Annotated in this window: 15 protein-coding genes; 10 read left to right on the top strand and 5 right to left on the bottom strand. The window is 34.7% G+C overall.

The genetic code is table 11. The features are described from left to right. Nucleotides 1-11: 11 nt before the first annotated feature. The 5 genes from queA to A6A10_RS05270 form a co-directional block, all read right to left on the bottom strand. Complete coding sequence (queA, locus tag A6A10_RS05290) at nt 12-1,100, bottom strand: tRNA preQ1(34) S-adenosylmethionine ribosyltransferase-isomerase QueA (protein WP_121121262.1); 1,089 nt, start codon at nt 1,098-1,100, stop codon at nt 12-14. 50 nt (nt 1,101-1,150) lie between these two features. Next, on the bottom strand, nt 1,151-2,230 hold the full coding sequence (locus A6A10_RS05285; RefSeq protein ID WP_121121264.1) for an AI-2E family transporter: 1,080 nt from the start codon (nt 2,228-2,230) through the stop codon (nt 1,151-1,153). Between the two features lie 62 nt (nt 2,231-2,292). Continuing rightward, nucleotides 2,293-3,054, bottom strand: a complete 762-nt coding sequence (locus A6A10_RS05280; protein ID WP_121121266.1) for a class I SAM-dependent methyltransferase — start codon at nt 3,052-3,054, stop codon at nt 2,293-2,295. A 354-nt stretch (nt 3,055-3,408) separates the two neighbouring features. Continuing rightward, entirely contained in the window at nt 3,409-3,900 is a 492-nt protein-coding gene (gene ilvN / locus A6A10_RS05275) for an acetolactate synthase small subunit (protein ID WP_121121268.1), read from the bottom strand. Then, nucleotides 3,893-5,614: an acetolactate synthase 3 large subunit gene (locus A6A10_RS05270; protein ID WP_121121270.1), complete on the bottom strand. Its 1,722-nt coding sequence runs from the start codon at nt 5,612-5,614 to the stop codon at nt 3,893-3,895. The genes ilvN and A6A10_RS05270 overlap by 8 nt, the downstream gene beginning before the upstream one ends. A gap of 365 nt (nt 5,615-5,979) precedes the next feature. Between A6A10_RS05270 and A6A10_RS05265 the strand changes: the two genes are divergently transcribed. The 10 genes from A6A10_RS05265 (at nt 5,980) to A6A10_RS05220 (ending at nt 12,087) form a co-directional block, all read left to right on the top strand. After that, nucleotides 5,980-8,253, top strand: a complete 2,274-nt coding sequence (locus A6A10_RS05265) for an NADP-dependent malic enzyme (protein ID WP_121121272.1) — start codon at nt 5,980-5,982, stop codon at nt 8,251-8,253. Nucleotides 8,254-8,368: 115 nt separating this feature from the next. Continuing rightward, complete coding sequence (locus A6A10_RS05260; protein WP_147404738.1) at nt 8,369-8,785, top strand: toxin-antitoxin system YwqK family antitoxin; 417 nt, start codon at nt 8,369-8,371, stop codon at nt 8,783-8,785. Nucleotides 8,786-8,978: 193 nt separating this feature from the next. After that, nucleotides 8,979-9,206: a hypothetical protein gene (locus tag A6A10_RS05255; protein ID WP_121121276.1), complete on the top strand. Its 228-nt coding sequence runs from the start codon at nt 8,979-8,981 to the stop codon at nt 9,204-9,206. Nucleotides 9,207-9,323: 117 nt separating this feature from the next. After that, complete coding sequence (locus tag A6A10_RS05250) at nt 9,324-9,551, top strand: hypothetical protein (protein WP_121121278.1); 228 nt, start codon at nt 9,324-9,326, stop codon at nt 9,549-9,551. 124 nt (nt 9,552-9,675) lie between these two features. Then, entirely contained in the window at nt 9,676-9,945 is a 270-nt protein-coding gene (locus A6A10_RS05245) for a hypothetical protein (RefSeq protein WP_147404739.1), read from the top strand. A gap of 147 nt (nt 9,946-10,092) precedes the next feature. Next, on the top strand, nt 10,093-10,500 hold the full coding sequence (locus tag A6A10_RS05240; protein WP_121121282.1) for a hypothetical protein: 408 nt from the start codon (nt 10,093-10,095) through the stop codon (nt 10,498-10,500). Next, on the top strand, nt 10,497-10,871 hold the full coding sequence (locus A6A10_RS05235) for a hypothetical protein (RefSeq protein ID WP_121121284.1): 375 nt from the start codon (nt 10,497-10,499) through the stop codon (nt 10,869-10,871). Before A6A10_RS05240 ends, A6A10_RS05235 begins: the two co-directional genes overlap by 4 nt. A gap of 131 nt (nt 10,872-11,002) precedes the next feature. Continuing rightward, nucleotides 11,003-11,413, top strand: coding sequence for a hypothetical protein (locus tag A6A10_RS05230; RefSeq protein WP_121121286.1), 411 nt, complete (start codon nt 11,003-11,005; stop codon nt 11,411-11,413). A gap of 64 nt (nt 11,414-11,477) precedes the next feature. Further along, entirely contained in the window at nt 11,478-11,690 is a 213-nt protein-coding gene (locus A6A10_RS05225) for a hypothetical protein (protein WP_121121288.1), read from the top strand. 157 nt (nt 11,691-11,847) lie between these two features. Beyond that, nucleotides 11,848-12,087 carry a hypothetical protein gene (locus A6A10_RS05220; protein ID WP_121121290.1) on the top strand — a complete coding sequence of 80 codons (240 nt, stop codon included), beginning with the start codon at nt 11,848-11,850 and terminating at the stop codon, nt 12,085-12,087. The last annotated feature ends 495 nt before the right edge of the window (nt 12,088-12,582 follow it).

Raw genomic sequence — 12,582 nt, 5'->3', positions numbered from 1 at the left:
GTTTTTTTTGATTATGGTCTATCGTTTAATGCATTCGGATTTTTAGTGATAAACATTGCATCACCATAGCTAAAGAAACGATATTTTTCTTCCACAGCGTGCTGATATGCATTCATACAATGACGATAGCCTGCAAAAGCAGAAACTAGCATAATAAGCGTTGATTCAGGTAGATGGAAATTTGTTACTAAGGCATCAACGATATTGAATTTTTTGCCAGGGTAGAGAAAAATCGAAGTATCCGAATAAAATGGCACAATAATATCTTTACCTTCTTTTTCGGCTGCTTGTGCTGCACTTTCAATTGATCTCACAGAAGTCGTACCCACACAAATGACGCGTTTGCCTTTGGCTTTAGTCGCTTTGATTTTTTCCACAACTTCAGGGCTTACTTCGGCATATTCCGAGTGCATTTTGTGATCTTCAATAGTCTCGACACGTACTGGTTGGAAAGTACCAGCGCCAACGTGTAATGTGACAAAAGCGGTATCGACGCCTTTTTGTTTTAATTTTTCTAGCATCACATTATCAAAATGTAGCCCAGCAGTTGGTGCAGCAACAGCTCCTAATACTTTACTATATACAGTTTGATAGCGTTCTTGATCAGTTTCTTCATCAGGGCGATCAATATAAGGTGGTAGAGGGATATGACCTGCATTTTGGAGTAGATCAAATAAGGGTTTATCAGCCTCAAATTGTAATTCGAACAAAGCATCGTGACGGGCAATCATGATGGCTTTAAGCCCATTTCCTTCGCCTAATTTATCTTCCCCTAAAATAATTTCACTATCAATTTTAGGTGCTTTTGAAGAGCGAATATGAGCAAGACAACGTTTTTCGTCTAATACTCTTTCAATAAGCACTTCTAATTTACCACCACTGGCTTTTTTGCCATATAAGCGAGCGGGAATCACTCGAGTATTGTTAAATATCAGTAAATCGCCTTCATTAATATGAGAAAGTAAATCAGTAAATTTTTGATCTTGATACTCACCAGTTTCTCCATTTAAGTAGAGTAGGCGACTAGCTGAACGCTCTTTAGTTGGATAACGAGCAATAAGTTCATCAGGAAGATCAAAATGGAAATCTGTTACAAGCAAAATAAATCCTTTATATAAATATTTTAATTAATGGTTGTATAGGGAACACATTATAGTAGTTCTTCGTCAGCAAAATTGTCTTTTGTCGCGGAAATTGCTTTCAAAACCGCTTTTACTAAGGTTGCTAATGGAATAGCGAAGAATACGCCCCAAAATCCCCATAATCCACCAAAAATCAATACTGAAACAATAATGGTAAGGGGATGGAGATTAACAGCTTCTGAGAATAAGAATGGAACAAGTAAATTTCCATCAAGCAATTGGCTAATTACAAAAGCTAGCAGTACATAATAGAAATCAGGCGATAAGCCAAATTGGAAAAGGGCGACTAATGCCACAGGAATTGCAACCAACACTGCTCCGATATAAGGCACCAGAACAGAGAGTCCCACTGCTGCTGACAATAGAAGAGGGTAACGTAGATGAAAAAATAAGAATAAAATATAGGTAACTACACCAACAATGAGAATTTCTAAAAATTTCCCACGAATATAATTGGCAATTTGTTGTTGCATTTCACCCCAAACACGCATTGCTAGGTGCCTATTTTGGGGCAAAAATCTTTCTACATCTTGAATGAAAATGGTTTTGTCTTTTAGTAAGAAGAAAACCATCAATGGAACAAGAAAGGCGTAAATACCTAATCCAACTAAACTTACGATAGAGTTTAGTGAAAATGCTAAAAGAGAATCTCCAAATCCTACAATTTTTGATCTTAATGCTGTCATCATTGAGTCAAGAGTTACATAATCAATAAGCTCTGGATAATGCTCTGGAAGAGCTAAGAGCCATTCATTAAGTAGGTTAAACATACTTGGTAAATCTTTTAAGAAAGTGACCGCTTGATTCCATAGAGCTGGAAGAATGACAACAAATAGAAAAATAGAAACAGAAACAAACCCGCCTAAAACGAGGATTAAGCTGAGTAGGCGAGGTAATTTTAACGTATTGGTAAAGAAACGAATTGGCCACTCAAGTAAATAAGCGAAAACAATCGCAATTAAAAGTGGCATGAGTATTTGATTAAAAAAATAGAGTGTTCCAAATCCAATCAATAATATCGCGACTAAAACAGCTGTTTGAGGATCGTTAAATTTTTGTCTATACCAATTCTGAAATATTTCAATCATACTAATTTATTCTCAGGTAATCTAAAGATTTGAAACACATTATATTTATTGTTTTAACCACATTATTTTTGGCTACATAGCACAATGAAACCAAGTTTATTTTCAGGATCATTAAAGGTCTGAAATAATTTTTTAAGATGTTCTCTGTTTTCTGCTTTGAGTGCATTACCCACAATTTTTATTGTACCAACTACGCCTTCATCTTGAATCCAGTCTTTTGGAGAAAGCAAGTTTAACTCTCCAGTAAAAGTTTCTATATTACGGAATTTTTGATCTAGGAACAAAGATTTCCATGCTGATTTTGATAGCGGGCTAACTTCCGCATCAATCGCTTCACAAAGTTGTGATACCACTGTTTCAGCTTCATTTTCTTCCACATTTAATAAAACATCATGAGTTAAAAGTAATCCGTTTGGTTTGAGTACACGATAATATTCACTGACTACTTCTTTTTTATCTTCATTCGATAGCATGGTTAACATTGCCTCATTAATAACAACGTCAAAGTGGTTATCTGGGAAAGGTAATGTACTTGGCGAAGCATTTTGTACTTCAATTAATTCACTGACTTTATTTTCTGCAATATTTTTGCGTGCTTTATCTAACATTGAGTCATCAACATCAGTACTGATGATATGACAACCATAATTTTTAGCAATAGTGATAGACATATTTGCAGTATGGCAAGCGACTTCGAGGACTTTTTTATTCTTATTGAAGTCACCATTGGCGATAAGCCAATCTGTTGCAATTTTTCCACCAGGGCGTAAACGCACTTTTCCTAGACGAGCTAAGAAGTGTTGTTTAATTTCTTCTTTTTTCATTATTAACCACCTTAATTTTGGCAAAACAGGATAACGTTCTGACCACTTGAATCGTTTGAGGTTCAGAGCGCTAAGCTTCCCAATTATAGCCTCTTTTTATTGTTTCTTATATACTATATAACATATTTCCATTGAATAATTGCTACTTTTCCGAATTGGTGCTTGTGAGCTTGTAAAGTAAGCAATTTTAAGTGGGATTTAATCGTGGATTGATAGTGATTGACATAATAAAAAAACCCATTATATGGCATTGTGTTAGATGCAATAAAATGGGGATTTTTAATAAGGTGTTATCGGTACAATTTTTACAAATTAGTTGGTTTAACTGACCGCTTATATGATATGCCTATTAAGTTACAAGCAGTTCTTGTCTCCTCGAGATAAACTAATTACTCCAGATCGTACTATCTCGATAATCGTTGTTTCTGCTTTTACCGCCTCAATAAAGGCATTGAGTTTTTCACTTGTTCCTGAGAGCTGGATTGTATATTGTTTAGGCGTAATATCAACAATTTGTCCTCTAAAAATATCTACCATCCGTTTAAGCTCATCACGAGTGCTACCAGAAGCATGTGCTTTAATTAATAGAACTTCTCGTTCGACATGTTCATGATGACTTAAATTCATCACTTTAAAGACATCAACAAGTTTATGTAATTGTTTTTCGATTTGCTCTAAAACGGCTTCATCCCCTTTTGCAACGATTGTCATGCGGGATAAACTGCCGTCATCCGTTGGGGCAACAGTTAAGCTTTCGATATTGAATCCTCGTTGAGAAAACAGCCCTACAACACGAGATAAAGCACCGGATTCATTTTCTAATAATACTGATAATGTTCTACGCATCTGTTCTCTCCGTTTTATTAAGCATCATATCTTTCATTGAACCGCCACGAATTTGCATTGGGTAAACGTGTTCGGTTTCATCAACTAGCACATCAACAAAGACCAGTTTATCTTTAATTGAGAAAGCTTCTTTAAGCTTATCTTCTAGCTCTTCAGGTTTGGTAATTTGAATACCAACATGCCCATAAGCCTCTGCCAATTTCACAAAATCAGGTAATGAATTCATATAAGATTGAGAATGACGACCTGCGTAAATAATATCTTGCCACTGTTTTACCATCCCTAAAAATCTATTGTTAAGATTAACAATCACCACAGGTGTATCATATTGTTTCGCAGTAGAAAGCTCTTGAATATTCATTTGAATACTGCCATCGCCCGTTACGCATACTACGGTTTCTTTTGGATAGGCAAATTTCACCCCAATCGCAGCAGGTAAGCCGAATCCCATCGTACCTAATCCACCAGAATTGATCCAACGACGAGGTTTATCAAAAGGGTAGTATAATGCGGCAAACATTTGGTGTTGCCCTACATCAGATGCAATATAAGCATCACCTTTAGTCAATTTATAGATGGTTTGAATTACTTCTTGAGGTTTGATTACCTCTCCTTTCTCAAAACGCAAGCACTGACGATCTCTCCAAGGCTGAATTTCATCCCACCAAGCGGTCAGATCTGATTGGCTTTTTAACAAATTCTCATCATCTAATAAGGCTAAGAATTCCTCAAAAACATTTTTCGCACTACCGACTATTGGAATATAAGCAGGCACTGTTTTGGAAATTGAGGTTGGATCCACATCAATATGAATCACTCTTGCATTTGGACAATATTTCTCAAGATTATTTGTTGTCCGATCATCAAAACGCACACCAACCCCAATAATCAAGTCACTCTCATGCATCGTAGTATTGGCTTCATAAGTTCCATGCATACCAAGCATGCCTAAAAATTGTTTGTCTGTACTTGGATAAGCACCAAGACCCATTAGGGAACTTGTTACAGGTAGGTTTAGTTTTTGGGCAAATTCAGTCACTTGTGCACTTGCTTCCCCAATAACAACTCCGCCCCCCACATATAGCACAGGTTTTTTCGCCACTAAAATCGCTTTTAAGGCTTTTTTTATCTGTCCTTTATGACCTTGTACCGTTGGATTATAAGATCGTAATTTAATCTCTTTAGGGTAGTGATAATTAAATTTATTCGCTGGATTCACCACATCTTTCGGTAAATCAATTACGACAGGTCCGGGTCTGCCTGTTGATGCAATATAAAAGGCTTTTTTGATGATTTCAGGAATATCTTCTGCATTTTTGACTAAGAAACTGTGTTTTACAACAGGACGTGAAATTCCCACCATATCACATTCCTGAAATGCGTCTGAACCAATTAAACTAGATGGTACTTGCCCAGAAAACACCACAAGAGGAATAGAATCAGAATAGGCAGTTGCAATACCTGTAATGGCATTTGTTGCGCCTGGTCCCGATGTAACTAACACACATCCCACTTTACCTGTCGCTCGAGCATAGCCATCTGCCATATGTACAGCACCTTGTTCATGACGCACTAACACATGTTTTATCCCACCTAACGTGTGAATTGCATCATAGACATCAAGAACAGAACCACCCGGGTAACCAAAAACGTACTCAACGCCTTCATCACGCAAGGATTGCACTACCATTTCTGCACCAGAAAGTTTTTTCATTAAATCCTCCACTCATACCACATTATTATTTAACGTTTTATTTACAATCTTGTTTTGGATTCTGCAAGAAAAATTTCATATTGTCTAGTCTCTGCAATTTAATTTTTTTGGTATTTTTTGGATTAATATATTGTATATTTTAAATATTTAGCATTTAATTTTAAATAATATTATATTTATACTCTTTTAATTTAATTTTAATATATTTTATAAAATATTTATTTTTATAAAAATTTTTGTTTTAAGGACGAATTAAGAGTTCATAAATTCTGAAAAATTAGACATGTGTCACAAAATCAATTTTGGGTTTCAGGTAAAATGTCAAAAATTTTTAGTGTATGTAAATAATTATTGAGGATAAGACTATGGACGAACAATTACGCCAAGCTGCTTTAGATTTTCACGAATTTCCAGTTCCAGGAAAAATTGAGGTTGCGCCAACTAAATCACTAGCAACACAGCGAGATCTTGCTTTGGCTTATTCACCAGGGGTAGCGGAACCTTGCTTAGAAATTAAAGCTGATCCTTTAGCCGCCTATAAATATACAGCAAAAGGAAATTTAGTCGCAGTTATTTCTAATGGTTCTGCAGTTTTGGGATTAGGAAATATCGGTGCTTTAGCGGGTAAGCCTGTAATGGAAGGTAAAGGAGTATTGTTTAAGAAGTTTGCCGGAGTGGATGTATTTGATATTGAAGTTGATGAAAAAGATCCTGACAAACTTGTTGATATCATCGCAGCGCTAGAACCAACATTTGGTGGTGTCAACCTTGAAGATATCAAAGCGCCAGAATGTTTTTATATTGAAAAGAAATTACGCGAAAAAATGAAGATTCCTGTATTCCATGATGACCAACATGGTACAGCGATTATCAGTGCGGCAGCTGTTATTAATGCATTAAGAGTGATTGATAAGAAAATTGAAGACGTACGTTTAGTTGCATCAGGTGCGGGTGCGGCATCCATTGCATGTTTAAATTTATTATTATCTTTAGGCATGAAACGTGAAAATATCGTCGTGTGCGATTCAAAAGGGGTGATCTATAAAGATCGTGATGATCGTATGGACGAAACCAAAAAATTCTACGCGATTGAAGATAATGGATGGAGAACCTTAGGCGATGCAATTCCAAATGCAGATATTTTCTTAGGTTGCTCAGCAGCAGGGGCTTTAACACCAGAAATGGTTAAGACGATGGCTGCTCATCCTCTCATTCTTGCCTTAGCTAACCCAGATCCAGAAATTACGCCACCGGAAGCAAAAGCTGCACGCCCTGATGCGATTATTTGTACAGGTCGTTCTGACTATCCAAACCAAGTAAATAACGTACTTTGTTTCCCATTCATCTTTAGAGGGGCATTGGATGTTGGTGCAACCACAATTAATGAAGAGATGAAACGTGCGGCAGTTTACGCTATCGCTGATTTAGCGTTAGAAGAACAAAGTGACGTTGTAACGTCTGCTTATGGTGGTGAAGGTACAGAATTTGGACCTGAATATATTATTCCACGCCCATTTGATCCACGTTTAATTGTTCGTATTGCACCAGCAGTTGCAAAAGCCGCTGTTGAATCAGGTGTGGCAACTCGACCAATCACAGATTGGGATGCTTATGCAGATAAATTGACTCAGTTCGTTTACAAAACAAGCCTATTTATGCGTCCAATCTTCAGCCAAGCTAAAGCAAATAAACAACGTATTGTATTAGCAGAAGGTGAAGATGCTCGTGTTTTACACGCAACACAAGATATTGTATCTATGGGCTTGGCATATCCAATTTTAATTGGACGTCCTGCTGTTATTACTTCACGTATTAAAAAACTAGGACTAAGAATTGAAGCTGGTGTTGATTTTGAAATTGTAAACAATGAACAAGACGAACGTCATGAGCAATTATGGAAACGCTATTATCAATTAATGAGCCGTAAAGGTGTCACAGTAGAAATAGCTAAACGTGTAACCACTTCTAATACTACAACTATCGCCTCATTACTTGTTGAAATGGGATACGCAGATGGTATGGTGTGTGGTTTATTTGGCACATATAGCCGTCACTTAGACACTATTTTAGATGTTATCGGCTTAAAAGAAGGTGTGAAAGTACCTGCTGCATTAAATAGTTTAGTATTACCAATGGGTAATGTATTTATGACAGATACTTATGTAAATGCAAATCCTACTGCAGAAGAACTTGCAGAAATTGCACTCATGGCTGCAGAAGAAGTTAAACGCTTTGGTATTGAACCTGCTGTCGCGTTAGTTTCACACTCTAATTTTGGCTCATCTAATTCATTAGGTGCGCCAAAAATGCGTGAAGTGCTTGAAATTGTGAAACAGCGTGATCCAAGCTTAATGATTGATGGTGAAATGCATGGCGATTTAGCATTATCTGAAAAATTACGTAACGAATACATGCCAGAAAGTACCTTAAAAGGTTCAGCAAATCTACTCATTATGCCAAATGTTGAATCGGCTCGTATCAGCTATAATTTATTACGTGCGACAACAACAGCAATCACTGTTGGTCCAATTTTAATGGGGGTTAAAAAATCGGCTCATATATTGACACCAGTAGCATCTGTGCGTCGTATTATTAATATGGTGGCATTTGCAGCAGTAGAAGCTCAATCAATAAAATAAGTTAGCTTTTCTTAATTGCTAAAAAATAATATCTGCACCTTAATCGATTTGTTCTAACTGATTGATAAGGTGCAGATTTTGTATCTGATATAGAACTATAAATTAAAGTGAGGTTATGATGAAAAAGGTCTTGATGGTATCGGCTTGTATATTAATGAGTGGGTGTACAGGATTTGCTCAAAAGTATGTAGAGATTTCGGACAGCTTAGGATTAACACCAGATTATGCTAAACCTATCGAACAAGAACAATCTACAAAGTCTTTTAATACTCCTCAAGTCCCCCCTAATACACCAGAGGGTGAATTTGAAACGACAAGTTCGAACGGGCTAGTCTTTAAAAGCTATGTTGAGAACGGAAAATTTAACAGATATGCTGATGTGTATTACCCTAATGGACAATTGCAATCTCATACTGTACTAAAAGATGGATTAGTTGATGGATGGTCTTATGGCTATACGCCACAAGGAAAATTGATGAGTAGAATTTTGTATGAAAAAGGTAAGATCATTAAGCAAGAAAAGGTTGAATAAAAAATACCGAAACTAGCCTTGACATACAAGCGGTGAGTTGTTGCTGAAATTTTGCAAAAATAAAAGCGGAACTCACCGCTTTGTTGTAAGTTTATCTTTTTCAGTGCGATAAAAAGTGGGATCCTAAGGGTATAAAAGATAATCCATCACTACCAATTCTAATTAAGCCAAATAAAAATTAAGGAGTTATGAAATGAAGCGTTTTTTTATTTTAGTAATATCTTTTTTTGTACTAAGTGGTTGTATGACTAGTAGAGATCCTCTTGTTTGGTTTTGGAATAATGGGTTTAAAATGTCTGATAAGGAAAGAGAAGCTTATCACACTTGTCATGATGAAGCTCATAAATTGTATGATTACAAAACTCAATCAGAGTTATGGTATGAAGTTGTTTATAAGTGTCTAGAAGAAAAAGGCTATTAAAGAAATTAAAAATCCTTATTTTGATGATTTTGATAAAAAGTGGGATCCTAAGGGTATAAAAGATAATCCATCACTACCAATTCTAATTAAGCCAAATAAAAATTAAGGAGTTATGAAATGAAGCGTTTTTTTATTTTAGTAATATCTTGTTCTGTATTAAGTGGTTGTATAACGGGTAAAGATCCTTTGATGTGGTTTTGGGAGCATGGGTTTAAAATGTCTGATAAGGAAAGGGAAGTTTATAGAACTTGTCGTAAAGAAGCTAGTAAATTTTATAATGGGGAAACTCAAGGAGAATTATGGGCTGAATTTGCTCGTAACTGCAGAAAAGAAAAAGGCTATTAAAGAAATTAAAAATCCTTATTTTGATGATTATTCCAATAAATAGAGAAAAGAGAAAACTGATGATCTAAATGAGAAGAATCTTTCATTACCCGTGTTAGTCAATCCAACAATTAAAGAGGAGTAAATGATGAAAATAATGAAAATGATCGCTGTATTAGCTTTAATGATACCGTTATCAGGCTGCATGGATACTTTTACTAGGTTTTGGAATAATACTGGTTTTGAATTATCTGGCAAAGAAAAGGAGATTTATGATATTTGTTTTGAAGAAGTCGAAAAACAAATGAGACCTGATCCAAATAAATGGGTAGGGGATAAGGAACAACGAGAATGGGATACTGAATTTGCTAACCGATTAGGACAGTGTACCTATAAAAGAGAAAGGGCTAAATAAAAGTTATATTTCATTACCCGTATTAGTCAATCCCAAAAACTTAAAGGGAGAAGGAAGATAATTTGTTATTAAACAAGCGGTGAGTTGATGCTGAAATTTTGCAAAAATAAGAGCGGAACTTACCGCTTTGTTGTTGTATTAATTTGAATGCAATCAAATAGTTTAGTGAATAAATTGACCTTAGGGCGAGTAGAGAAAAGCTATGTAGATAGTGCGGCAGAATTATTTGGCAAGGGTCAAGTATCTTACACCGCCGCCCCTGCCGATGTTGTTGCTACGGGGATAGGTTTACCATGGGTTGCAGGGCGATATGGTATCGGGATTGGTAATTCAGATTCCACCTCTGAGAAGAAATGGTATATCCCAATAATTGATATGGTTAAAGGTGATCATACAATGATATATGCTAGGGATGAACGAGCTGAAAGATTTCTTCTTGGAAATAGTGAAAACTTTAAGAAGTTGAAAGATCATCATCAAGATAGATGGGGTAGATTTGAGCCAAAGACAAAAACAATTCAATTTAATAATCATAAAGTGGAGAAATTGCAATGAAGAACTGGCTATTAATATTCTTAATTGTAGGGCTTACTGGGTGTCGGTTAATTTTTGTAGGTCCGGAACCTCTAGGGCATCAATGGAAAAAGGATGGGGTTTATCTTCAGGGAAAAAATTTTAGAAAGTGTTATGATAGAGCAGAAAATGCAATGACTGAAAGAGAAAAATATTTGGATAATGCTTATTCTGAGAGGGAGCTAACTCCTGAAGAAATGAAAGAGTGGGATTTAGCCATGGATAGATTTAGTAAAATACATTATGGCTGTGCTTATGAACTAGGCTACCGCTTTAAGCCTGATTTAGGTTGGTGTTGGGAAGGTAGTTTTAATATGAGAATGTGTGATAAATATAAAAAATACCGAAACTAGCCTTGATAAATAAGCGGTGAGTTGTTGCTGAAATTTTGCAAAAATAAAAGCGGAACTCACCGCTTTGTTGTAGGTGAGGGGTAGAGGTGGAAATATAAATCAGGAAAAATGTTTAAGATAGGAGGGGATTAATGAAACTTGTTAACTCCAAGAAGTTTTTCTTTGCACTATTTATTATATTGGGTATTAATTTATATGGGTTGGTTAGTGGTGATTTGTTTAATCGGAACTCTATAGAGAAAGAAACCAGACATATTTACAATGCGATAACTGAAGAAATCGAATTAATGAATGGTAAGTATGAACAATTTGGTGGACGAGTTAATTCAGGATTTATTTTGAAGTCTGATTTTTTACAATCTCATCGTTATGATAAAGAAAACATAATAAAAAAAATAGAAAAATTAGGATTTACTATTGATGAAAAAAAATCCCAGGATAATTCTTACGTTTTTTGTAAAGGTGAAAGTGGTTTTTTAGTTAGTGGAGATCGGGAACTGACCATAGATTATAACTATAAAATGTTTTATTGCTCTAATTGAATATCTTACCTTATGAAATGAATGTGCATTAGTAAGTGGTATTGGTTCTGCCAGTAGTTATGGTGTGGCTAAAGCAATCAAAAGTCCATTGGATAAGTATTTTAACCCACATAGTAATAAATATTCATTTGTTCCAATTAATATAGAGGCACAATATAATTTTCCTGAGGTGGAAAAAATGAAAAAAGTATGGATTAAAATATTTTTGTTTCTAGTTGTTATGTGTACTTTTGCAATGGCTATCAGTGCTATCTTGGCAGAAGTTTTATGGAATTAGTATTTTCTTTGAAAATGATAGTCTCTTATAGTGTATTATTATTTATTGCAGTTTACTTAGAGCATCGTTTGTCTAAGAAAAAGAATTGTAGGTAATGCTGGTGGATAGTTAATTAATAGAGCTTTTCAGTATATTTATATGAATGAGGTAAAATTTGATGAAAAATAAAAAGCTTTATTTTTATGTGTTTTTTATCGTATTTGCTGGATATTCTGTTTGTGGAATTTTGGCTTTTTTACTTGCAAAGATTTTATATAATTTAAATCATAATATATTTTTATTTGATATTAATTTTATGGATATATTTAACTATACGGAATTGTTGGCAAAAATGGTTGTGAGTATGTCTGTGATTTATTTGTTAGGTGTTTTTATTTATATTAAAATGAAAAAATAATATTGATTTTATAATGATAAAAAATACAGCATATTTTTTAAAATCTTTAAATTTTAAGGAAAATACCTTGCTTTAGGTGAAGAATTTAATAGAAAAATATAAGTGTTCTACTGTAAGAGGATAAAATGAAAAAAGTATGGGTTAAAATATTTCTTATTTTAATGCTGATGTGGATATTTATAGCAATCTTCACATTTTTTTGGACTAGAATATCGTGGAATATTCATCATAACATACCCTTTTGGGATATAGATTATAGTCAACTATTTAGCAAAGATTATTTAATATTCTCTTTTAAAATGATTGCACTTTATACTGTATTAATGTTTGTTACAGTTTACTTAGTGCATCGTTTGTCTAAGAAAAAGAATTGGCGGTAGATTTTTATATTTAAAAGCCATTAAACAAAGTGCGGTAGTATTTTTAAAAGTTTCAAAACTTACAGAAAATCAACTGCACTTTTTATTATTTTTATCCAACCCTAACCATTGTCAG

Source organism: Otariodibacter oris (assembly GCF_009684715.1).
Classification (GTDB): Bacteria; Pseudomonadota; Gammaproteobacteria; order Enterobacterales; family Pasteurellaceae; genus Otariodibacter; species Otariodibacter oris.
The sequence above is the reverse complement of the archived record's forward strand: the minus strand, read 5'-3'. Positions and strand labels throughout refer to the sequence as shown.

What these genes read in the sequence shown, in the direction of transcription:
- A6A10_RS05285 (WP_121121264.1), bottom strand. Translation starts at nt 2,230, where the DNA reads ATGATTGAAATATTTCAGAATTGGTATAGACAAAAATTTAACGATCCT.
- A6A10_RS05280 (WP_121121266.1), bottom strand. Translation starts at nt 3,054, where the DNA reads ATGAAAAAAGAAGAAATTAAACAACACTTCTTAGCTCGTCTAGGAAAA.
- ilvN (WP_121121268.1), bottom strand. Translation starts at nt 3,900, where the DNA reads ATGCGTAGAACATTATCAGTATTATTAGAAAATGAATCCGGTGCTTTA.
- A6A10_RS05270 (WP_121121270.1), bottom strand. Translation starts at nt 5,614, where the DNA reads ATGAAAAAACTTTCTGGTGCAGAAATGGTAGTGCAATCCTTGCGTGAT.
- A6A10_RS05265 (WP_121121272.1), top strand. Translation starts at nt 5,980, where the DNA reads ATGGACGAACAATTACGCCAAGCTGCTTTAGATTTTCACGAATTTCCA.
- A6A10_RS05260 (WP_147404738.1), top strand. Translation starts at nt 8,369, where the DNA reads ATGATGAAAAAGGTCTTGATGGTATCGGCTTGTATATTAATGAGTGGG.
- A6A10_RS05255 (WP_121121276.1), top strand. Translation starts at nt 8,979, where the DNA reads ATGAAGCGTTTTTTTATTTTAGTAATATCTTTTTTTGTACTAAGTGGT.
- A6A10_RS05250 (WP_121121278.1), top strand. Translation starts at nt 9,324, where the DNA reads ATGAAGCGTTTTTTTATTTTAGTAATATCTTGTTCTGTATTAAGTGGT.
- A6A10_RS05245 (WP_147404739.1), top strand. Translation starts at nt 9,676, where the DNA reads ATGATGAAAATAATGAAAATGATCGCTGTATTAGCTTTAATGATACCG.
- A6A10_RS05240 (WP_121121282.1), top strand. Translation starts at nt 10,093, where the DNA reads ATGCAATCAAATAGTTTAGTGAATAAATTGACCTTAGGGCGAGTAGAG.
- A6A10_RS05235 (WP_121121284.1), top strand. Translation starts at nt 10,497, where the DNA reads ATGAAGAACTGGCTATTAATATTCTTAATTGTAGGGCTTACTGGGTGT.
- A6A10_RS05230 (WP_121121286.1), top strand. Translation starts at nt 11,003, where the DNA reads ATGAAACTTGTTAACTCCAAGAAGTTTTTCTTTGCACTATTTATTATA.
- A6A10_RS05220 (WP_121121290.1), top strand. Translation starts at nt 11,848, where the DNA reads ATGAAAAATAAAAAGCTTTATTTTTATGTGTTTTTTATCGTATTTGCT.